The following is a 22,243-nucleotide window of genomic DNA, read 5'->3' on the forward strand; positions in this document are numbered from 1 at the left end:
TGCGCAAATAATATTGAATATTTTTTTTGCTTAGCAGCAATATCTGTATTTCCACATCCTGCCACTACTCAGTTCCATTGCAATTAAAGCACCCAGCGGGCTTACTATAAAGGAAATACGAACATAATAGCCTAATGAACCAATATTTGTCCTTTTACTACAACTTCAAAATCTTCAGACATTCCGGCATTATAAACCCGAAAACAAATCTCCCAGGGATCTCTCACCAGATTCATAATGTAAGCCCTGAACAGTTTTTCAAACCGCTCAAAATCAATTCCTGCCTTACAAACCACCACTGGGTATCACCCTGGGCAATCGTTTCCTGTACATAAGTTTCCCAATGCATTTTAAGCTCCATTGGCAAACGGTTAAAGTGCTGCCGGTCAATCAAAACACCAATACCTTCAATAAGTTCCTGAGGAATCCGTGCTTTCCCTTTCACATACCACAAGCCTTCTAGTTTTTCCATACTGCAAATCAGTTCACCGGCATAAACAATGCGCCATGGTTCAGCAGCACGAAACTGCACTACCTGGTAAACCAGGCCATCCACCCCATCCGGAAAATAATCCAGCTCAATCATCTGTCCTCCTTTTTAAACAAGCTTCTCATGGTATAAAACCTTAGTTACTATAAACTTAAGTCAATTAAAAACAAAAATACTAATATTTTTAGTTTTGTTATCTTAAAATTATTTTTTTGCTAAAAAAAAGTAACGATATCCAGAATTTAATACGATAGTGAAATAATTTCAAGGCTATCAATCGATTCCTGATTCCGGAAAAAACGTATTTTAGTCAAATGGATATGGTGCAAAAAACTATTCTCATTAATGTTCCTGTCTCGGCAGTCTGGGATACATTAACCCTAAGCCCCTTTGTTCAACAATGGACTTACGATACACCCATTCAAATAAAAACAGATTGGAAAGTCGGCAGTACAATCGTCACCAGCGGAGATCTCCATGGAATTCCATTCCGGAATTCAGGTATCATCCTGGCCTTCGATCCTAATGTTAAGTTCAGCTATACTTTTCTAAGTTCACTGTCCAACTTAGCCGATACCGATGAAAATCATTGTCTCCTGGAATTTGACCTTTCATATGAAAACAAACAGACCAGACTTGATCTTTTCATCAGCAATTTCCCCGACGATGTGATCCGCAAGCACCTGGAACTGTACTGGGGTCCAACCCTTGAACTCATCAAAGAACAAACTGAAAGCCGTCATAGGCAAACCTAAACATACTGCGATTTAAATTCTACCTCATTTTGACTGCCATCAGAATATAATTATATTTACCAGCCCAGGAATTCTGTTATGAGCATCGAAGAAATTACGGCATACATCTCATCCAGTTTTGAAGACGTGAATGTTACTGAAGCAAACAATGATTTATTCTTTTTCTACAGAGAAGAGAAAATGATGCCATTCGCAACCATAGTTACAAGCGATAACGATTTTGACAATGCATCGCAGTTAAACAGGAAAGGTTTCTTCCGACTTAACATCGGTATTGACAAAACTAACTTTATAACCGAATTCAATGATATTGAGTTAAAGAAGGGTATTGGCGCTTACTTGAATTCCGGCTTAGATTTTTCGGTGGAGAATGTACTTATGCCACATCCAGTTTACTGTGCGATGTACTGGGTATGCATCGTTAATCCACACAAGGAAAATATGCTGAAACTAAAGCCACATCTGGATGTAGCTTATAGTATCGCTGTTAAAAGGCAAAATAAAGCCTAGATCTTTAAATTATTACGCAGCAAATAGATTTAATTCTAAGCTTTATTCTTAGGAACTTTAGCCCCCGCTTTTCTTGCCTCCGAAAGACCAATTGCAATGGCTTGCTTTTTAGAAGTCACCTTCTTTCCACTTCCTGACTTCAGTTTACCTTCTTTCATTTCATGCATCGTTTTTTCTACCTTCTCAGATGCTTTTTCTGAATACTTTGCCATAATATTAAAATTTATGTTTTCAATTTAATCTCTATCTTTCATTCGTTTACGCTGACGCTCTTCTGCTTGCTTTACTTCATCTTTTTCTGACAATGGTTCATCAGTTTGAAGCTTTTTTTTAGGCAGGTTTAAACTACCCGCTTTGGCCAGTGGCTTATCCATTTCATGACCTTTTTTTTCTTGCTCTTTCATAATAACTTTCATTAAGATATATTAAGCCATCATTTCCAATGATATCCATAATACTTATATTTATATTTAGTATCTAGTATTTAAAAACAAGGTTAATCACAAATTGATTCGATTTTTTAATAAAATATTTCTAGCCAGCTAAAATCATGAGCTTAATGTTTAATCAACCCGCAAACAATATCGCTTCAGCAAATGTTTTAACACCATGGCGACAACAAAAGAACTTATTGAACAGATCAACCTCTTGTTTACTGAAAACAGAATGGAGGCATTTATGGATTACCTGGCCGACGATGTAGTTTGGGACATGTATAGTTCTACATCAGGCCATACTACTTTTAATGGAATAGCAGAAATCAATCAGATGGATGGAAGTGACATGCCGCAACACACAGATTTCAGGTTTTCAACCATTGTGATTGAAGGGGATATGGCCTCCGTACAGGGATCAAGTAAAAGTAAAAAAGTAGACGGCACGGAATATGAAAGCAATTTCTGCGATGTTTATCACTTCAAAAATGATAAGATTATAAAAATGAGCTCTTATATAATCGATAATAAATAAGCTAAAAAAATGGGTTAGGCAAACTACTAATGCTCATCCAAATCAAGATAAAGAAGTTTAACTTCTAATATTAATTAATCAATTTCAAAGTTTTAAGATCATATATCAATAGCTGATTTTTGTCGGTCTTATCGTATTTTCCGTTATTATTGGAATCATAATGACCAGTAATCACGATTCTTCCAGTTTGCTTGTTTACAATCCATGTGCTTACAAAGAATCGATCTTCCATACAAATAGCACAAAGATACGCTTCTGTCGAATGCAGATTCCACTTCTTTAATACCCATTTCATCTTTGTAAAAAGAGGAACACGGATAGAAAATGCAACTGATCCATACATCTTTGATATAGAAAATACGACAGATGTAATACATTTATTTAATATATTCAGGCTCACTAACTCCTAAATCAATTAATGCTCTTGATAATATTTTTGGTTCCTCCTATGAAAAGACAACTATTATAAAACTTATGATCGAGAACAAAAATCAAAACAAGAACAACTATATTGCTAAATTCTTGTTTACTGGAAAATTCAAACTTTTGCTTCTAGGATTGGTAATTCTGCAAATTACCTGTAAACCAAACATACAACCTTCGAAACTTATCCTCAAAAGAGATGAGAAAACTTCAATGTATGCGTACTTTGATCAGAATGGAAATAAAATTTTGGGCGACTATTATGCAGCTTATACGGATACAATAACAGACTTTGGGATTGTAGCAGATTCTGGCTTTGTTTTAATTGATCGGAATGGAAAGCATATTTATAACATACTGCCATTTGATAACGGGCCTGATTATACGAGTGAAGGATTATACAGAATAACGAAAAATGGCAAAATCGGATATGTTGATTCACTTACTTCAAAAATTGTAATTACACCCCAGTTTGATTGTGCATTGCCTTTTGAAAACGGTAAAGCCAAAGTAAGCTTTAAATGTAAAACTGTATCGGCTTCTCCTGATGATGAACATCCCACTTGGGAAAGTGAAGAATGGTTTTACATTAATAAAGATGGGAAAATTCTGCAATAAACGCCCCCCACATGCAACAAAAAATGAATATACAACCACTCAGTACACTTGAAAAGAAAAAGTTGAAAAGCCTGTTGATACAGCGCTTGGTATTCCTTTTTATATTTATTTTGCCATTATTATACGCCTATGTGATCTTTATTAAAAATGTAATTGGCGACTTGGCGATTAATCATATTAACGGATTGACCTGGTTTGGGATTTTCCTGATAGTAGTATTTACCATCTTGCTCATTGGGCTGGTTATACCTTTTTATATACGCACTTTCAAACACTGTCTTCAATCTTCTAAAAGGGTGGTCGATACCGTTATACTGGGAGTAACCGTAGAAAATTCAATAAGTGGTATTTTACCACCTCGCTATATTATAAAAACGGAATATAAGGAACTGGATAGCTGGGCAGCTGTAATATTGAACCTCGGCCTTAGTCTGCAACAGTTAAGACCTGGTATGGAGGTACGTATCCATTATACGGTTAATCGCAGCCATGATATATTGTTTATTGAAAGGCGTTAGCAGATAGACCACATCCTCTCTGTTTACCTTCATGGTTATCTGCTACTTAAAATTCCTTCCCTTATAGAAAACATCGGTTTGCGCTTCGGTTGCAGTGACGGTTAAATTGCCCAGTAACTTGTTAAAATTGAAGCAGCGTTTGAGTACCACATGAATAACCTCACCCTCTTTTTGAAGCTGGCCTTCCACCATAATCAGTTTAGACTGCAATATCTCTTTCCGGTAATGATCAAAAAGCTTTTGAAATACAACCAGGTTTACCGTTCCGCTCTCATCTTCTATAGTGATAAAACAAATACCGCTTGCGGTGCCCGGTCTTTGCCGAACCAGGATCAATCCAGCTACTTTTACAAAGTCACCATCCTTAGCTTCGGTAATTTCCTGGGCAGATAATACCCGCAATAGCTTCAGCTTTTCCCTTACAAAACTAACTGGATGTGCTTTAAGGGACAAGGAAGTCGCTGCGTAATCCTGCACAACATGTTCGCCGGCAGTCATAAACGGAAGGGCTACCTGCGTTTCGGTAACACTTTCAGAGGGCTGCCCCTCAAATAAGGCCACCGGCCTGTCACCCAAGGCAGACACTTCCCACAAGGCCTGCCTGCGGTCAAGACCTATCGAGCGGAAGGCATCCGCATCAGCCAGCTTTTCCAGGGCAGCCTGCGGTACACCTGCATCGCGCAGTGCATTGACCGAGAAATACCCCCCCGATCTTCCGGCAATCAATGCCTGTAAATCCTCTTCCCTTAATCCAGAAACCTGCCGGAACCCCAAACGCACAACCCAGTATTTACCTGCTTTTTCTTCCAGTAAATTATCCCAGCCAGAAAGATTAATATCTACAGGTTTTACCTCAACTCCATGCTTTTGTGCATCAATAACGAGCTGTGCAGGCTGGTAAAACCCCATTGGCAAACTATTCAGCAGTGCCGTTGCAAATACATCAGGATAATAACATTTGAGCCAGGAAGAAACATAGACCAGCAAGGCGAAAGAAGCAGCATGGCTTTCAGGGAAACCATAGCCCTCAAACCCTTGCAACTGCTTAAAAATCCGCCTCGAAAATCCCTCTTCGTAGCCTCTGGCTACCATACCGTCTACCAGTTTTTTTTCATACAGATGCAATTTGCCGTTTGCTTTAAAGCTAGCCATGCTCCGGCGCAGCTCATCTGCTTCTGCCGGAGTAAAGCCCCCGGCCATGATGGCAATCTCCATCGCCTGCTCCTGAAACAAAGGCACACCGAGTGTCCTGTCCAATATTTCTTCCAATTCCTTTGATGGATATTCCACCGGCTCCTCGCCGTTGCGACGGCGCAGGTAAGGATGAACCATATCACCCTGTATGGGCCCTGGCCTGACAATGGCAACCTCGATAACCAGATCATAAAAACATTTGGGTTTCAGGCGCGGCAGCATGGACATTTGTGCCCTGCTTTCGATCTGGAAAACACCGATGGTATCTGCATGGCTGATCATTTCATAAACGGCGGGGTCATCCTGTGGCACATTGGCTAAAGTCAGGTCAAGCCCATAATGCGCCTTAACCAGATCAAACGCTTTACGGATGCAGGTCAGCATACCCAATGCCAGTACATCCACTTTCAAAAAACCGAGCGCATCTATATCATCCTTGTTCCATTCAATGCATGTACGGTCCTCCATACGGGCATTCATCACCGGGCAAAGGTCCGACAGTTTACCCTGCGTAATTACAAAGCCGCCGGTATGCTGTCCAAGCTGGCGTGGAAAACCTATCATTTGACAGGTTAATTCAAGGGTTTTACGTAAATGCCGGTCTGAGGGATCAAAACCCTGTTCTATGAGCTGCTGATCATCCAGTACTTCTGTATGACGCCAGACGGAAGCCGACAAACGGTTTACCATATCTACGGATAGGCCCATTGCTTTTGCCACGTCCCTGACAGCACCTTTGAAATGCAGCTGGGTTACAGTGGCAACAATGGCAGCACGCTCACGGCCATATTTCTGATAAATATATTGTATCACTTCTTCACGGCGCTCATGCTCAAAGTCAACGTCAATATCAGGCGGTTCGTCCCTGGCTTCCGACATAAAACGCGCAAACAGCAGCCTGAATTTAGAAGGATCGACCGAGGTGATACCCAGGCAATAGCACACTACCGAATTGGCCGCCGAGCCTCGTCCCTGGCACAGGATGCGCTGGCTTCGGGCGAAACGCACAAAGTCATGAACGGTCAGAAAATAAGCCGCAAGGTTGCGCTTCTCCATAAAGGCCAGTTCTGCCTTAATCGTAGCTTCAACTTTTTCAGGAATTGCATGGTTAAATTTTTCATTTGCCCCCTGCCAGGCTAAAAAAGTCAGTTCTTCCATTTGGGTGCGGCCATCACTGGTAATTTCTTCGGGATACACATATTTCAGGCTATCAAGGGAAAACTGGCAGGCTTCGGCAATTTCCTGTGTGCGTGTGATGGCATCTGGATACTGCCTGAACAAACGCTGCATTTCCTCCATTGGTTTCAGGTACCGCTCTGCATGCTGATGCAGCAAAAAACCTGCATGCTGAATAGTGCATTTTTCACGGACACAGGTTAATATGTCCTGTAATTCCCGTCGCTTAGGTTCATGATAATGCACATCATTGGTGGCCACCATCGGCATATCCAGCAGCTTAGCCAACTGCGACAGCCGGTAAAGCTGTTTCATATCATCGCCATTATACAAACGCATCGCGCCGAGATAAACATCCGATCCCAAAGCCTCACGGTATTCAGCCAATGCTTTTTTGAAACTCTCCTCAAAGTCAAACCTGGTATTTAGTGAAGCTGGTGGAACTACGATAAATTTTATGCCTTTGGCATGTTCATACACATCTTTTTTATATAAATGGCAAGATCCTTTTTCAGCCCTCAGGTTACCTGTTGTAAGCAAACCAGATAAACGGCTGTAAGCATCTCTGTCTGTCGGATAAGCCAGCAAACTTGGCCCATCAATCAGGTCAAATCGGCAAGCAGGAATAATGGACATTCCGATCTTTTTAGCAGCAACATGGGCACGCACAATACCTGCCAGTGTATTCCTGTCTGTTATGGCTATTTTAGAATAGCCATAAGCCGCCGCCTGTTCCACCATTTCATCAGGATGGGAAGCGCCCCGCAGGAAGCTAAAATTGCTGGTAACTTGTAATTCAGTATAACCCATTATTTATGCTCTTATGCGAAAAATCCATGTATAAACCATTGATGGGACTTATCATCAGAATAATGCCCCGACCGGAACAACCAATAGCGTTTGCCAGCTGCATCTTCTACACTATAATAATCGCGGTGCTCACCATTTTCCAGCCACCACTCCCGTTCAATACGTTCGGGACCATCTGCTTTTCTGATCTGATGTACCTTGCTTTTATAAATAAAAAGCATAGGCGGACTATCAGGAATCAACGCTGTTACTTCAATCCGTTCCGGCTTGTCCAATAACCATATGGGCCGTGGCTTATCGCTCTTCCAGCTCATTTGAGGTTTTTCCTGGAGTGTGCCGACAGCTTTAACAGAACGTTCCGGCCAGTAGTGCGCTACCGGCAGGTAACGGTGGATTGCATTTGCACCCACCTTGCCCGCCAAGCGGTCGATCAGTTCTGTTACTGCCCTGGCTTCAAGGCCCAGACTTCCTGCCCATAATCCTTCCTGAACGAGTGGTACATCTTCTGTTTTGGACGCTTCCATTACAAATAACTCGATACCCAAAGCCGGTGTAATGGTAGCAATCTTTAGTTCAAAAAGCTTGAACAAATGCGAAATATGATAAGTAGCACTGCTGGTGCCAATGCTGACCTGTTCCAGTTCGCCATCTATACGATAACATTTTAAAATGGCAGTCCGTAAGCCTTTGCCGTCTTGTTTCAGGCGCAGACAAAGCATTTCCAATAATTGTTTGATTGCGATCTCTATCCCGATAGCTGTTCTGATCGGCTCCAGGCAGGGCAAGCGTTCGCTATAGGCCTCGATTGGTTGCAAGGGCTGCAACAATTCCTGCTCATTACCCAGTGCCTGGTCAAGTCGTAATAGCAGCTGTTGGCCGAAACGCCGACGTAGAGCGGAGCGCTGCATATGGATAAAACTGCGGATATTCCTGAGCCCTAGTTTTTGCAGCCGTTCTGTAATCCTATTGTCTAATCGTAGCGCCTCGGGCGGTAATGAAAGTAAAGCCTCAGCCTGCTCGCCGGGCTCAATGATCGGTTTTACCTTTCCGAAGCGGGCAATTGCCCAGGCTGTGCCAACAGTATCGGCCATAGCGCCACGCACATCAAAGCCTTTGCTTCTCAAACGGGTAACCACTTCTTTTAAATAACTTCTTTCATCACCCCACAAATGGGTACAACCGGAAATATCCAGTATCAAGCCATCAGGTAAATCGACCGTTACAAAAGGTGTATAACGAATGCACCATTCGCCCAGCAAGCTCAGCAGTTTCAGGTCTTTACCAGGAATATCATCCACTACCTGCAAAGATGGAACAATAGCTTTGGCATCCGCTGCCACCATCCCAACATTTATTCCCTGTAATTCCGCTTCAATGGTAGTGGCGGTAATCACCATACGGCCATGATCTGGTGTAGCAAAAACAAAAGGCACACCCTTTAGCTCCGGCTTGCGGAGGGCAAGCCAGTCCGTCAGTAAGTGACGAAACCATAAGGTTACAAATCGTTTTTGCATGATTATCCTGCTTGTAATGTTTGAAGCTCCATTTCCTTTGCTGATGCAGGTTCACTGAGCTGTATAAAGTGACCTTCGGCCCATTCCATTTGCCAGCTACCGGGATTGCCGTTGCGGACTTTCAGAAGTTCAACATTCCAGCGGGGAAAACCTACACCAGGCATTTCACTTTCCTCACTTGGCAAGGAGGTAATCTGCCACCGTACGGTACATGCCGTTGTACTTAGTTTTCTGGCATCGGTTCGCAAAATAAACCCGGTTACCCTGCTGCTTTCGACAGCCAGTTGCAGTCGCCGGGATTGCGCAAAGCTGATCTCCCGCACTTCTCCGACAACAGCAGCCAGTCCCTCACATTTCAGCGCTTCTTCCATTGCCCAAAGAACATCCCTTTCCCTTTGCAGGTCCACAAAAACTACCCGGTCTGGTTCAATGCCGAACGCCTTCAGTGCAGGCGGAAATAGCTTCCTTGAAGTGCCAATCCATACGCCGATACCCTCATGCTGCATCAGCCTGCCCAGCAAAGCCGCCATAAAACCGCTGCAGGCCGCAGCTTGTTCTGTTTCGGCACCCAAAAACTCGTGCACCACACCGATAGGAAAAATTCCATTTGGAAAAGTAGCTTCTAATAGCCCAAGCCCCATAACAGAAACAGCTGCAGCAGTCGGGGGCTTAAAACCTTCCAACTGCAAAATATCCTTTCGGAGCTGATTGATAATATCGATGTTGCTTTCGGGCATCACTTCTGATTTGGAACCGTAAAGTTATGCTAAAAATATTAGTATTTTATAAAAATAATTACAAATACTTCAATATTATTGACTGTATAACACTACCAAGCTTTCCCATTCCTCTTCAAGTGAAATTTTCGGTCTATGCTTTCATTCCCTCTTATAAATTACAGCAGATCTTATGCTTTTGGTCAGGTCCGTAACTGCAGGAAATATTTTTGTCATGAGCTAAGCATATAATGCAGATTGGGACTAAATATATTTACAATATAGCAATAAACTCCTGACGCACAAATTACTGCTGCTTACGGCTATCCTCGATGCCACTGTATTGTTTTCTGTGTCCCCAAACCAGTTAATCTGAAACATAATTCCACCTGGTTTGTTCTTTAATCAGATAATAGGTATTCACTAAAACTTATAATTATGGCAAACCAACAGGATAAGCTGAAAAAAGATGAAGCGCCAAAAAAAAATGTTTATAAAGAAACGAAGGAGCCCATCAATGAAAAGAAACCAGATAGTGGAGAAACCTCTTCGGTCGCTGATCTGGGAAGAACAGATCTGATCTCAAGACCGGAAAGAAAGCATAAACCACTGGGGTCAAGTCATGAACCGGGAACAACACCGGGCAGCGACATATAGAAATAAGGTGCTGATGTCTGATCAGCACCCTATTTTTTAACATTTTAAAATCATACTTATGAAAAATCATGGAACACCCAAACCCGGCTCTAAGCAATATGATGTTGAAAAAACAGAAAATCTGACCAAACCTAAATACCATAGCAGCACCGATCGCCGAAGTAGCCAGGAATTGCCAGCAACGGAAAACCTGAATGATCAGCCCGAAAACAATTCTGACGAAAAAATAAAGGACACAGATGTCCCAAAAACCAATTTAGGTAATAAACGCGATGGTGATGAAAAAAAAATGTAAATTTCCTCCTGAACTATAGCATGCCTGTCATACTCCCCAGGCAGTTACAATGAGCTTCCTTTCACCTCCATGATCACGATGTTCACAAAGATAAATCCCCTGCCACATGCCCAAGGCCAATTTTCCATTACGGATGGGCATAGTTACTGAACTACCCAGTATAGAAGATTTTATATGTGCGGGCATATCATCTACACCCTCATAATCATGCTTGTAATCAGGATCGTTTTCCTGAACTGCTTTATTAAAAAAGGTTTCAAAATCCCCGCGCACTGTTGGATCCGCATTTTCATTAATGGTAAGTGACGCGGAAGTATGCTGAATAAAAACCTGACAGATTCCGGTTCTCAATGATTTAATTTCTGGAAATTCCATCAGTATCTCATCAGTAATCAGATGAAATCCTCTTTTTCTTGCACGTAATGTTAACGTTGTCTGATAAATATCCATTTAAATAATCCCGCTTTATTGAACTTAACCAAAAAGAGGATGACCATTTTTGATACATCCTCTTTTTTAAAAAATTTCTAAACACCATAAGTAGTGGAAGACGTTTCTCCTCCGCGCCCCGTCCAGTTGGTATGAAAGAACTGACCACGTGGTCCATCTAAACGTTCATAGGTATGTGCGCCAAAATAATCCCGCTGTGCCTGTAAAAGGTTTGCCGGTAAACGTGCACTTCTGTAACCGTCAAAATAGTTGATCCCCGCGCTGATACAAGGCACCGGAATTCCATTAAGGACAGCAGCAGCCACTACCCTTCTCCATCCGGCCTGGGCCTGAAGGATTTTGTCTTTGAAGAAATCATCAAGGATCAGGTTTTGCAAAGCAGGGTTTTTATCAAAAGCTTCTTTTATTTTGCCTAAGAAAGAAGACCTGATGATACATCCTTCACGCCACATCAGGGCGATACTGCCATAATCCAATTGCCAGCCGTACTCTAGTGCAGCAGCCTGGATCATTTGATAACCTTGTGCATAAGAGATCACTTTAGCAGCATACAACGCGTCACGCAGGTCATTGATAAACGCAGCCTTATCGCCTTCAAATGTAGGTGTAGGGCCGGTTAATACCTTAGAAGCCGCTACACGTTCATCCTTTAAGGCAGACAAACATCTTGAAAATACAGACTCCGCAATTAAGGTAAGGGGAACACCCAGTTCAAGCGCTACAGTACCTGTCCATTTACCGGTACCTTTTTGTCCGGCAGTATCCAGGATCTTATCCACTAAAGGCGCTCCGTCTTCATCTTTAAAGGCCAGGATATCACTCGTTATCTCAATCAGATAACTGTTCAGTTCACCTTTATTCCATTCCGCAAATACCTTCTGCATATCGTCGGCCGACATACCCAGCATATCTTTCATCACCTGATAGGTTTCATTGATCAGTTGCATATCGCCATACTCTATACCATTGTGAACCATTTTCACAAAATGACCTGATCCCCCATCTCCGATCCACTCACAGCATGGCGAACCGTCTTCTACCTTTGCTGCTATAGCTTGAAAGATCGGTTTTACAGATTCCCATGCAGCCTTGCTGCCGCCCGGCATAATAGAGGGGCCCAATAAAGCGCCTTCTTCTCCTCCGGAAACACCAGTACCTATATACAACAATCCTTTACTTTCTACATATTTAACACGTCTTTCCGTATCAGGAAAATGAGAGTTGCCGCCATCTATAATGATATCACCAGGTTCCAGTAATGGAATAAGTGTTTCAATAAAATCATCAACAGGACGTCCGGCTTTCACCATCAGCATCACCTTACGCGGACGCTTTAATGAACCAATAAACTCTTCTATAGACATCGCTCCAAAAATATTTTTTCCCTTGGCGCGTCCATTCACAAACTTTTCTACCTTATCAACACTACGGTTATAGGCTGTAACACTAAAGCCTTTACTCTCCATATTCAGAATGAGGTTTTCACCCATTACCGCAATACCTATAACGCCTATGTCAGAAATCGCTTCCATAAATTTTATTCAATTTTTAATTAATTTATATTTATTTACAATAATAGGCTTCCAAATTAAAATAACCAACTTATTCTGGCTCATTATGGGGTATAATCTCTTCAGTATTTTCTTATATTCGCGTTTAATTTTTTATAATGAGAACCAGAACAATCGTATTTCTAGCTTTATTGCTGCCAGCTGCTTATTCTTGTAAGACTAAAAAAATCCTGGCCAAATCACCCGAAACTGCCGAAACCAAAAGTACCGATAACGAAATATTTAACATCCAGAGAGAGCTGCCTGGCGATCAGGTAGAACGTACAGCCGCAGGGATCAGATTTACATTCAGTTCGGAAATATTGTTCCCTACCAATTCTTCTTACCTAAATGAAAAATCAAAAAGCAGGATTGATGATGTGGCAAAAGTGATCAGAAATAAATATGCCGATAGAAAAGTATTGGTTGAAGGCCACTCCGATAAGACCGGAACCCCGGAATACAATTTGTGGTTATCAGAAAAAAGAGCTGCCTCTGTAAAAACTTATCTGGTAAGTTTAGGAATTCCTGAAGCAAACATTAAAACTTCAGGATTGGGAGATACTCGCCCTGTTGCCGACAATAAAACCAAAGAAGGCAGATTGATCAACCGGCGTGTTGAAGTAACGGTATTGAAAGCTGATTAATGCTAAGACAATTCTCTAAATATAACAATTGGGCCAATTCGCTTTTGTTAACTGCCTTAAAAGAAAACGAAAGCGCAGTCCCCGGGTCCTGCATCAGGCTATTTAGCCACATTGCAAATGCGCAAACGATATGGGTCGCCAGGATCAATGGATTTGAACCTGCCGTGACCGTATGGCAGGTACATGATCTTAAAACCTGCGCCCTGTTACTTGAAAAAAGTGCAGATGCACTGGCTCAAATAGCCTATCCCGATATACCAGACTCCAGAATCATAACATACAAAACTTTTACAGGTGACAGTTATGAAACCGCTGTTGCCGATATCTTGTTGCACGTTTGCAATCATGGCACTTATCACCGTGCCCAGATCGCAAAAGATATGAAGCTAAATAATCTAGAACCTGTTAATACAGATTATATCCAGTTTGTACGCTTGCACTAATATTTAAAGTGCTTAGTTTTTATACACGATCACAGGCTTGCCATTTACGCAGTCTGTTCTGTCGAATTTCAATTTGCTCCGAAGGATACCACCAGTACCTTGTGCTTCAAAGATCCTGTATTTCAATTTATTATAAAGGGAAACTTTTTTCTTTAATACCGAGTAGTCCTTTGAGTGTAGATAAAGGATAAAATCCAGCTCCATTACCTCATCTTTAACTATGGGTGTAGGCCACCATTCTGCTCCACCGGTACAGGTTTGGGCATTTACCATCGTCATGATTTCTTCATAGCTCTTTGCTGCAAGGGGGATGGCTTCTTCAATATTGATGTTATTTGATGTGATGAGCTGAACTTTACCATCTTTGCATTCGGTTCGGATAGGTTGTTCGGCCATCCAGATGGATTCAAAACAAGGTTCCACAATATAACCAGCACGATATAAAGATTTATTATAAGCACTCAATAGATCAAGATACGCTGTTTTTAGCTTTTCAAATTGTGCCAGCTTTGAGGCAACTACCAGATAGTACGTTACGGAACAGTCCGTTGAAATATCTTTAATCTGCACATGCTCAAGCTCACTGCAGGGAATATTGGCCGTAAGGTTTACCAGCTCGTTCTTTTTAGCCGACAACAGCTCTTCCCAGTCGGTAGGGCTACGTTCCTTCTTTTTACAGCCATTCATTAAAAATGCTACAGCCAGTAGAATGGTAAAGACTTTAATGGTTAGGTTCGGATATTTCTTCATGCAGGTAAATAGTTTATGGTTTATATAGCATAAACGTAATCAGGTAAACAAACGCTACAGGAGCTGATAAAAAGAAAAAGGCCATTTTTCATAACGAAAAACGGCCTGTGTTTTTGAAAAGAATGAGATAAGGTTTATCTCAAAAAACGGTAGGTTCCTTCAGTTCCTTCAAAATAAAGGGCTCCATCATCACCTTTGGCAGAAAGCGCAGGATAAAGTATTTTTCCGTCTTTCAGCACCTGCCAGGTACCGGGTAAAAGATCGGTCATCACAAATTTGAATGTTCCTTTACCAACAACGGAAAAGCCAAAGGGACGATCAACAGTTTCTGAAGTTTTGCTAAAAGTAACTATCCTGTCAGCAAGCTGCACACCAACAACCTTGTCACCGTCAATACGCTTCACCTCGTGTAATTTTTGCTGTGTATTGTCGGCAATCTGTATCACATTCAGGTAGTAATCTTCGGCTGCTGCCTTTTTTGGAGTGATTTCCACACGCCATTCTCCACGTTCCAATGCTTCATCCGTGCCCGGTTTAGGATCATTGGTATAATTGGTACCAAACACCCAGAAGTCTTTGCCCTTGCCGCCAATGGAGGTAATGTTTGAATTGGCCGCATCCGGCAGCAAAGCCGTATTCACCAACATCCCACTATCACCGTTTTTTGTACGTTTTATGGTAATCTGATTCCCCTTTATTTCAGGCTGCTCAATACTGTGCAACAACCAGAACTTCTTAAAATCAGGATTGGAAGCAACTACCTTGTCAAAAACGATCATCGCTGCCGGAACTTTGGCATCCTTAAGGTTCAGGAATAGAAATGAACGTTTTACTTCCTTCACTTTTGCCGAATAAGCTGCTGTAATGTCTCCTTTCAGATAAGTATAATCAGGGGTTTGGTTATCCGGACCAAAGCCCTGGGCAAGAATTTTGCCGGTCCTGAAATCGCCTGCCAGCATTTCTTTAAGGTCGCGGGGTGCAATCCAACCTTTTCCGGGCAGCCGCTGACCACCATCGTTGGCAGCAAAATCGGTATGGTCACTTCCACCATATCCCGACGAACTGAAAGTTTCTTTAGGATCGTAAATCAGCAAGCTATTGTGTGCAATAGTCCGCTTAAAAAAGTTCTTGTTGTGCGGACTGTTATAACCTCCTGAAGAACCAGTATACGAGCCTGCATCTATGGCCAGCGGGCCTTTGTAATAGATCTGGAAGGCTCCTGCATCCTGATGCTGATGGTTAAGAAAGGAATATTCGTTGACTTTCATCTCTGCAATCACACTTTCCGGACCCCATCCGGTACGGGCAATCATCCATCCAAAAGGCGATCCTGAGTACCTGGAAAGTGGCAAATCATCAGGCTTACGACTTCCCAACTGGGTATCGCGCCATAAAAATTCGAACAATTTGCAATGTGGCTCAACATTGGGATCTTTCAGGAATTCGTAATTAAGGTATTCATCTTTATAATAGCTACCTGCAAGCAATGCAGGCATCGTATAATATTTTGGTTTTTTCCTGGAATAATCTACATCTCCACCTGCTAAAATCTGTCCATCGGGGCGGCGTTTATAGATCGCGTCATAAAGGATAAACTGCTGCCCTGGATTAAACACATTACCAGCGCCCATCCGGTCTAATATCCAGAGGGCAAAAAGGTCGTTGGTAAATCTTACGTTCAGGTATGACATACCCTGATGGTAGTTATGCGAGGGATAAAACCAGTTGCGGGCAACCAGGTGTTCTTTGAAAAAACGACCCGCAGCCAGGTTATACATCTCAGGGAATTCATCGTAAATGGCAATCCCTACAGAAAGCAGGTCCCGCATGATCATCCATTCGGAAGCATGCCCAACAATAGACTTGTCTTTTACCGGAGGATAACCACATTCGAGCATTTTGGCCAGCCTCACAAATGCCTTCACAAAACGTGTTTTCTCTTCTGGTTTCAGCTGATCGTAGCACCAGTCATACACAATGGCCCCTGTAACCATAAACAGGCCTATCCCTCTCGAAATATCACCTGCTGGTTTAAAAGTTGCAGTTTCAAGGGTATCAATAATTGAAGTGATGGCTTCCCGTCCTACCTTTGGATCCTTGGTCATCAGATAGTTCAGGGCCATTAGTTCAACCCTTACAGTAAGCCCTTTCTGGTTAAAATAAAAACGAAAGTCTTTAACTTCAGGAATATCAGCTGGCTTCCAGTCTTCCTGCATCTTGATCATATCGGCCCAAACTTTTTTCAGTTTAGGGTCGTTCATCCTGTTTTTCAGGTCAGGAACTTGCTGCTCACGTAGATACAAACGCGGGTGGGTCTTAGGGGGTATGGGCATAGATACGCCATCCACGTCTTTCCAAACCACATCGGCCTTGGTTTGGGAATAGCCCTTTGTTGTAAAAACCATAAGTTCAACTACAACAAAAATCACATACAGGTATAATTGTCTTTTCATAATTTGGGTTTAATTGTCCAGGTCATCCGGTTTATCCGACCTTGGTCATCTCAAGTTACAAACATTCTAACCTACTGATAAGTGCTATGGCCAATTTTCAACATAATTGAAATGAATTTATTGATTTTTAAAACTACCAGCTTCAAAGCTGCTCTCTTCTTTCAAAAATTGTATACCTGATTGTACCCTGGTATTTATCTTGTGGAAAAGTATGGAACTTTAAATGATTACCCTGCATACTGAAACCCGGATCGTCCTGTAGCTGCAGCCATTTGCCATCTGCAGCCACAACCTTGTAATAACGCGTTCCGCCACCGGGAAGGTCTAATCTGACAAAATCTACTTTAGGAGCATCTCTGTCCAGCTGCAACCGCCATTTTCCATTGCTGCTGTCAAAAGCCTCAACCAGGCCTGACTGTGCTTTGCCCGAATCGTATTGCCAGCCTCCCGTAGAGCGTACGCTTACGCCACGATCATTCAGCCTCACCCTGTCAGTCCGGGTCTTGCCATCCAGCTGATAACGCACTATGACCTCCGCTCCTTCCATGTATACCTTATCTATCCAGGGTTCTTTAGAAAAGGGCTCATGAACTGTGATAAAAGAGGATTTACCACCACTGTGCCGCTGCATAATGCTGCTGCGCATATAATTGTCGAGTTTATTGTCGTCTTCAGCTGCTGGACGAATAGCTGCTGAACGCAGTTTGAAAACCTGTACATTTTGGGGCGATAGGCTATGGATACGCAAGCCAGAATGATCGTAACGCCAGGTAGCTGTCCACCTTCCATTCGCTTTGCCTGATTGTATGTCACGCAGGTGGGCATACGGATGGTAGCGCCTGCCGGAGAGGTCTGCATCTTCCTGCGCCTCTGGCATCTGTTTGCCACCCCATTCCGGAACCAGCGTGCTTAAAGGACTGCCCAGGGGGATACTGGTTTCCAGCTTACCCTCCTGTTCGGCCATGCCATGCAAAAACCAATCGTGCGTTCCGCCACCTTCTACATCAAAACGGTCCAGTACATAGTCCTTACCCGGAGCTACATGCACCATAACCAAGCGCCGGCGATAGGTCTTTGCAACTTTGTAAGCTGGTGAGGCATCCACATCAATTACTTGTACACGTGCATCGGTATCATCATAATACTTGAGCCTGCCCGTCGCCGGATGTTCTGATGTGCCCACATCCTGTCCCCGCTGGTCAATTACCACTGTATTGTGCGAGGCAGTCTGAATGCTCCAGCCACGATATTTTGTATGGGTATACCCAATATCCGACAGGAGTTCTTCACCAAGTGCATATAGGATAATACCGCCATTGTCGTAATGCGAATGACCGTAGTTACCACTCCAGTTCACATTGAGCAATACCTGATTTTGCCCCTCGCCGGTACCCAGTGCAGCATTGCCCAATGCAGACCACAGGTGTGAAACCGTTTTATCTGTGCCTTTGCCTTTTACTTTTTCATAAGGCCAGGTGTCATTGATGGGTATCTTGCGCCCATTTGGCAAAATGGCATCGCGACTAACACCATAGGCTTTTTGGTAAAACGGCATAGCTGCAGGATCCAGGCCCGCCGTTTTGATGACATTATTTAAACTGTTAATGGTTTGGTCATGGTACGAAACTGTACCCTCTTTCCACCACCCATCGGCAAAGAAACCAACTTTTATAAATTCCTGAAAACGTTTGAGCCCATCGGCCACCATTTTCGGATCATTGATGATCTTGCCCAGTCTGATCATGTTTTCATACATACCTGGCGACATGTTGCTGTAGGCTTCAGGATTGGCCGCAACATGCGCATAGCCCAATACCAAAAGATCTTTTACTATTTTTCTGTCGGTCTCAGGGCCAATGGTCTTATCCATGCGACTCCAGTCGTATGTGCTTTGCAATTGCTGGTACACTTCAGCCATTTTAATCGGGATAGATGAATAACCCCACCAACTCCATTTCGCTCCCCGATAAGGCTGCATACCTTCATAAGGCCACTTTTGGTTGGCCGCAAAGAAACTGACCGGACGGTTGGGGTAGTCGAAACGTACTGCATAGTCTGGAAAAACCTGGGCAAAGCGGCCCAATATGGCAGCCGCCCGGTCGGCATAGGCCGGATCCCTGGTCAGCGTCCACAATTCGGCCAACTGAGCAGCCAGCTGCTGTATCCACTCCCAACGCTCATACCAGGCGTGTGCTTCATAATAGTACGCCTTACCCTTTTCATTTTCGTAGTACCGGTAAACCTGCTTCCCGCCACCTGGTGTGGTAATCACGTTCTCTTTGTTATCTGGAAACTGTGCATTGGGAAAAGTCATCTGGCAAAAACGGCATTTTACCCGATCGCCCATTCCATAAGTCCATTTCAATACGCCCATGTCCTGGGCACCCCCCTTACAGTTTGGACAGCCCACAAAGTTAAGGCCCGAGTAGCTGGGAACCAGGGCTGCGATTGCTTCTGGTGACAGTTTAACAAATGGCTCCACTGCCTTTTTAAGGGCAGCGATATGTGCATTGTCTGGTACAGATTGTCTGGCAGATGCAGTTCCAACAGCGAACAGAGCAATGAAAGCCAGCCCTAAGGATATTTTAAAAGGATTCATTCAGGTTATTTTGAAGATCCAATATACTAAACTACTCCCTTCCTTCCTACTCCATAAACCGTTTTATTTACCTTTCGTTAACCTACCCGAACAAAAACCCTCAGATAAAAACCATAGGTTTTTATCTGATTATTTCAACCGCAATAAAACGCCTTTTCTTTTAACAATGTGCTTATAATCCCATTGTATTTCCCTTGATTTTTCAAGCCAGCGTTTCAGGTCTCCGGTATTAATTTCTTCGGCAGCAGTATAGGTCACCGATGCATCTTTAAATTTTCCAGTGTTTATTTTAAGTTGTTCTTCAGCAAAATCAGCCCCGCTCCAGAACATCAACCTGATGCCGGCTTTAAGTTTGCTATAGCCAACAATGGGATTTCCATTTATAAACCAAACCGGATGTGCATGCCAGATCTTACTTTCAGCTTCGCCCAGGTTATGGCCAATTTCGGTTGCCAGTCTGTTGCAGATTTCTTTATATGCGCCAGGCTGGGCATCATTATAGGTTTGTATCTCTGTATTCATAAGTTCCTGCAATTGTATTCTTTCATCAGGCCATTACAGACACCATCTGTAATGTATGTTGTCCTAATTTTTTATTACCTGTAATTTCCACTTGTGGTAATATTTGTTCAGGTGCCAAACTTTTGGAAAAGAGTTTCCAGGCAGTATCAGGATCAATCTTAACTGTGGCATCTGCCTTCAGGTCGTTTTTCTTATTCAAAGTCCACTTGTTTTCATCTTTAACAATATTCCATTGTCCACCAATTTCACTGGTTATAATTAATGAAACAACAGTTCCGGTTTCTGCAGCTATATTTTTAAAAGTATACGGAAGCGCATACATAAAAACATCAAGAAAAGGATAATACAACTCCCTGGTCATAATACCTGGTTTGCCAACTGCATCCCTGATTTGCTGTTGATGCAAAAATTTCTCCGTGTATTCCCTGGCAATATTGAACCAATTGGCTGAAGTTTGTTGTCCTGCCCAGGAAACGGCAAATACCGCATTTTCAAATGGATCAAGCGAATTAAGGTGTGCCGAAAATTGTGGTCCGGTGATTTCCAAAAGGAATGTCAAAACATCAGGACTAAGTCTTTTGGTAGCATTTGTCCAGGTCATATTCAAATTATTAAGAAAGGATACCAGCTCCTGATAAGAACTTATGTTTTCAGCTTTCTCACCAATATAGCCATCTCTTGAGATAGATAATGTCCTTAAATTCGTATCCAGAAGATGGGAAGCAACATCTTTAACATTCCAAAGTCTGGCTACCGTTTGGGCATTCCATTCTTCATCAGTTAAAGATTTTAAAAGTTCTATGAGCTTTTTGTTTAGCAAAGGGAACAAATGCAAAGTTTCAACTCCTACTTTTTTATCCATATAAAGTTATCATTTAAGAAGCCTCTTATGGCTTCCTCTTAAAAACCATAAGCTACTTCACTGCGCCAAAAGCTGCGAAATTCGAATTCTTATGCAATATCTCCGTAGTTCTAAAACCCACTTTAGTCAGCAATGCCAGCTGAAAATTTAAAGACCGGGGCGTATCCTCATAGGCAATATAATCAAATACGTTTTGCGCATACTCCGGTCCTCCCAAACTTTCGAGATAGGCCCGGTACTTATCTTCAAAAAGCCGGTTGATCAGGCTTGAATTATGGGTAATCAGATCAGAAATCCATAAACTGCCACCTGGTTTTAGGGCTTTATAAATTTTAGTAAAAACAAGTTCCCAGTCGGCATCATCACGCAGGTGATGAAAAGTAGCCGCGGCCAGTACGATATCAAAATGATTTTCTGGTAAATCTAAATTACGCATATCATTATGCAGGATGGTAATTTCACCACTGGTTTGAGCAGCCACACGTGCTCTTGCCCGCTCCAGCATCGGTAAACTCAGGTCATTTAAGGTACAATTCAGGTTGGGGATCTTACCAAGCATATTCAAAGTGTAATTACCTGCCCCACAACCAATATCGAGTAATTCCTTTGCCTTCGGATTAATGTATTGGGCTGCTGCTGTACACAGTTCCATTGTGATCGGAGCATCTATAGTAGATTGCTGTCCGGTTTCCAGATTTGAAAAACGTTCCACATCTTTATCAAATCTCGCTTTGATCTCTTCGTTTGTTGCCTTTTGGGAATAATCTGTATTCATCTCTTTCTTTTTTTTCAAAAACCTTTGTATTTACGATAATTAAAACCTCATCACATCAGTATCAGGAGGCGTATGGCCAAGCAGCCTGCCCATCGTCATTATTTGCCCCTTATGATGAAATTCATGGGTCAATACATGCGTAAAAATACTGTACGCATCCGTTTCAATGTATTGATCTGCCCATTTGTATCCCTTAACGGCTCGCATCGTATCTGTTGCAAAACCTGTAATAAACTGCTCCATGATCAGGTCGACATCTTTAAAAATTGTCCTCAGTTGCGCTACCATTGTAAACTCGCTTTCTGTATAATAAGGTCTTTGCATCGCCAAAGCAAAATTACCCACCCATGCAATATAGGTATTGGCCACATGTACCATCATAAAAGCAATACTTTTACCATTAAAGGTATCAACTCCTTTCAAGAGGTCATCCTGTACTTGTAACTCCAGGTACCGCAATACCACCGCCCTGCTTTCCTTTACAAGTTGATATTGAAATTTAAGTAAGTTGTTCATAAATACGCTAAATATAACCATTAAATACTAA

The 22,243-nt window shown here is 42.4% G+C and carries 24 protein-coding genes; 9 read left to right on the top strand and 15 right to left on the bottom strand.

Translation table 11 applies throughout. The features are described from left to right. Window positions 1–232 precede the first annotated feature (232 nt). Entirely contained in the window at window positions 233–586 is a 354-nt protein-coding gene (locus PHEP_RS11845) for a hypothetical protein (protein WP_015808205.1), read from the bottom strand. A gap of 218 nt (window positions 587–804) precedes the next feature. Between PHEP_RS11845 and PHEP_RS11850 the strand changes: the two genes are divergently transcribed. Further along, on the top strand, window positions 805–1,245 hold the full coding sequence (locus PHEP_RS11850) for an SRPBCC family protein (RefSeq protein WP_015808206.1): 441 nt from the start codon (window positions 805–807) through the stop codon (window positions 1,243–1,245). A 78-nt stretch (window positions 1,246–1,323) separates the two neighbouring features. Further along, the gene (locus PHEP_RS11855; RefSeq protein WP_015808207.1) at window positions 1,324–1,755 is read left to right on the top strand and encodes a DUF6194 family protein; all 432 of its coding nucleotides are present in this window, start codon (window positions 1,324–1,326) and stop codon (window positions 1,753–1,755) included. A gap of 35 nt (window positions 1,756–1,790) precedes the next feature. Here the strand turns inward: PHEP_RS11855 and PHEP_RS22220 are convergent, their stop codons facing one another. Together PHEP_RS22220 and PHEP_RS22225 are read right to left on the bottom strand one after the other, a co-directional pair. Further along, window positions 1,791–1,967 (bottom strand): DUF6496 domain-containing protein, encoded by a 177-nt coding sequence (locus tag PHEP_RS22220; RefSeq protein WP_015808208.1) that lies wholly within the window; start codon window positions 1,965–1,967, stop codon window positions 1,791–1,793. Window positions 1,968–1,991: 24 nt separating this feature from the next. After that, on the bottom strand, window positions 1,992–2,159 hold the full coding sequence (locus PHEP_RS22225) for a hypothetical protein (protein ID WP_155975983.1): 168 nt from the start codon (window positions 2,157–2,159) through the stop codon (window positions 1,992–1,994). 205 nt (window positions 2,160–2,364) lie between these two features. Between PHEP_RS22225 and PHEP_RS11865 the strand changes: the two genes are divergently transcribed. The 3 genes from PHEP_RS11865 (at window position 2,365) to PHEP_RS11880 (ending at window position 4,283) form a co-directional block, all read left to right on the top strand. Beyond that, entirely contained in the window at window positions 2,365–2,724 is a 360-nt protein-coding gene (locus PHEP_RS11865) for a nuclear transport factor 2 family protein (RefSeq protein ID WP_015808210.1), read from the top strand. A gap of 474 nt (window positions 2,725–3,198) precedes the next feature. After that, complete coding sequence (locus PHEP_RS11875; RefSeq protein WP_015808212.1) at window positions 3,199–3,765, top strand: WG repeat-containing protein; 567 nt, start codon at window positions 3,199–3,201, stop codon at window positions 3,763–3,765. Window positions 3,766–3,788: 23 nt separating this feature from the next. Next, window positions 3,789–4,283 (top strand): hypothetical protein, encoded by a 495-nt coding sequence (locus PHEP_RS11880; protein ID WP_143715738.1) that lies wholly within the window; start codon window positions 3,789–3,791, stop codon window positions 4,281–4,283. 42 nt (window positions 4,284–4,325) lie between these two features. Here PHEP_RS11880 and PHEP_RS11885 read toward each other — a convergent pair whose 3' ends face one another. Genes PHEP_RS11885 through PHEP_RS11895 form a run of 3 tightly spaced genes read right to left on the bottom strand, consistent with a single transcriptional unit; the run spans window position 4,326 to window position 9,714 of the window. Further along, entirely contained in the window at window positions 4,326–7,463 is a 3,138-nt protein-coding gene (locus PHEP_RS11885; protein ID WP_015808214.1) for an error-prone DNA polymerase, read from the bottom strand. Window positions 7,464–7,474: 11 nt separating this feature from the next. After that, on the bottom strand, window positions 7,475–8,977 hold the full coding sequence (locus tag PHEP_RS11890; protein ID WP_015808215.1) for a Y-family DNA polymerase: 1,503 nt from the start codon (window positions 8,975–8,977) through the stop codon (window positions 7,475–7,477). 2 nt (window positions 8,978–8,979) lie between these two features. Next, entirely contained in the window at window positions 8,980–9,714 is a 735-nt protein-coding gene (locus PHEP_RS11895) for an ImuA family protein (protein ID WP_015808216.1), read from the bottom strand. A 417-nt stretch (window positions 9,715–10,131) separates the two neighbouring features. Between PHEP_RS11895 and PHEP_RS11900 the strand changes: the two genes are divergently transcribed. Together PHEP_RS11900 and PHEP_RS11905 are read left to right on the top strand one after the other, a co-directional pair. Beyond that, entirely contained in the window at window positions 10,132–10,350 is a 219-nt protein-coding gene (locus PHEP_RS11900; RefSeq protein WP_015808217.1) for a hypothetical protein, read from the top strand. A gap of 58 nt (window positions 10,351–10,408) precedes the next feature. Beyond that, the gene (locus PHEP_RS11905; RefSeq protein WP_015808218.1) at window positions 10,409–10,645 is read left to right on the top strand and encodes a hypothetical protein; all 237 of its coding nucleotides are present in this window, start codon (window positions 10,409–10,411) and stop codon (window positions 10,643–10,645) included. 27 nt (window positions 10,646–10,672) lie between these two features. On the opposite strand, the gene PHEP_RS11910 is transcribed toward PHEP_RS11905, so the two are convergent. Both PHEP_RS11910 and gnd read right to left on the bottom strand, forming a co-directional pair. Beyond that, window positions 10,673–11,095, bottom strand: coding sequence for a secondary thiamine-phosphate synthase enzyme YjbQ (locus tag PHEP_RS11910; RefSeq protein WP_015808219.1), 423 nt, complete (start codon window positions 11,093–11,095; stop codon window positions 10,673–10,675). A 77-nt stretch (window positions 11,096–11,172) separates the two neighbouring features. Further along, window positions 11,173–12,627: a decarboxylating NADP(+)-dependent phosphogluconate dehydrogenase gene (gene gnd, locus PHEP_RS11915; protein WP_015808220.1), complete on the bottom strand. Its 1,455-nt coding sequence runs from the start codon at window positions 12,625–12,627 to the stop codon at window positions 11,173–11,175. 137 nt (window positions 12,628–12,764) lie between these two features. On the opposite strand from gnd, the gene PHEP_RS11920 reads away from it, so the two are divergent. Further along, complete coding sequence (locus PHEP_RS11920; protein ID WP_015808221.1) at window positions 12,765–13,292, top strand: OmpA family protein; 528 nt, start codon at window positions 12,765–12,767, stop codon at window positions 13,290–13,292. Next, window positions 13,292–13,735: a DinB family protein gene (locus tag PHEP_RS11925; RefSeq protein WP_015808222.1), complete on the top strand. Its 444-nt coding sequence runs from the start codon at window positions 13,292–13,294 to the stop codon at window positions 13,733–13,735. Before PHEP_RS11920 ends, PHEP_RS11925 begins: the two co-directional genes overlap by 1 nt. A 12-nt stretch (window positions 13,736–13,747) precedes the next feature. Here PHEP_RS11925 and PHEP_RS11930 read toward each other — a convergent pair whose 3' ends face one another. The 7 genes from PHEP_RS11930 to PHEP_RS11960 all read right to left on the bottom strand — a co-directional run bounded on the left by PHEP_RS11930 (window position 13,748) and on the right by PHEP_RS11960 (window position 22,212). Further along, window positions 13,748–14,485, bottom strand: a complete 738-nt coding sequence (locus tag PHEP_RS11930) for a hypothetical protein (protein WP_015808223.1) — start codon at window positions 14,483–14,485, stop codon at window positions 13,748–13,750. Between the two features lie 134 nt (window positions 14,486–14,619). Continuing rightward, complete coding sequence (gene hepB / locus PHEP_RS11935; RefSeq protein ID WP_015808224.1) at window positions 14,620–16,938, bottom strand: heparin/heparin-sulfate lyase HepB; 2,319 nt, start codon at window positions 16,936–16,938, stop codon at window positions 14,620–14,622. Window positions 16,939–17,080: 142 nt separating this feature from the next. Next, entirely contained in the window at window positions 17,081–19,537 is a 2,457-nt protein-coding gene (locus tag PHEP_RS11940) for a heparinase II/III domain-containing protein (protein ID WP_015808225.1), read from the bottom strand. Between the two features lie 129 nt (window positions 19,538–19,666). Then, a complete protein-coding gene (locus PHEP_RS11945) occupies window positions 19,667–20,059 on the bottom strand; it encodes a DUF1801 domain-containing protein (protein WP_015808226.1) in 393 nt (130 codons plus the stop codon). Between the two features lie 25 nt (window positions 20,060–20,084). Next, window positions 20,085–20,921 carry a maleylpyruvate isomerase N-terminal domain-containing protein gene (locus PHEP_RS11950; protein ID WP_015808227.1) on the bottom strand — a complete coding sequence of 279 codons (837 nt, stop codon included), beginning with the start codon at window positions 20,919–20,921 and terminating at the stop codon, window positions 20,085–20,087. A 52-nt stretch (window positions 20,922–20,973) separates the two neighbouring features. After that, complete coding sequence (locus tag PHEP_RS11955) at window positions 20,974–21,714, bottom strand: class I SAM-dependent methyltransferase (RefSeq protein ID WP_238326470.1); 741 nt, start codon at window positions 21,712–21,714, stop codon at window positions 20,974–20,976. A gap of 21 nt (window positions 21,715–21,735) precedes the next feature. Next, window positions 21,736–22,212, bottom strand: coding sequence for a DinB family protein (locus tag PHEP_RS11960; protein WP_015808229.1), 477 nt, complete (start codon window positions 22,210–22,212; stop codon window positions 21,736–21,738). Window positions 22,213–22,243: the final 31 nt, after the last annotated feature.

This window comes from Pedobacter heparinus DSM 2366, from assembly GCF_000023825.1.
Taxonomy (GTDB): domain Bacteria; phylum Bacteroidota; class Bacteroidia; order Sphingobacteriales; family Sphingobacteriaceae; genus Pedobacter; species Pedobacter heparinus.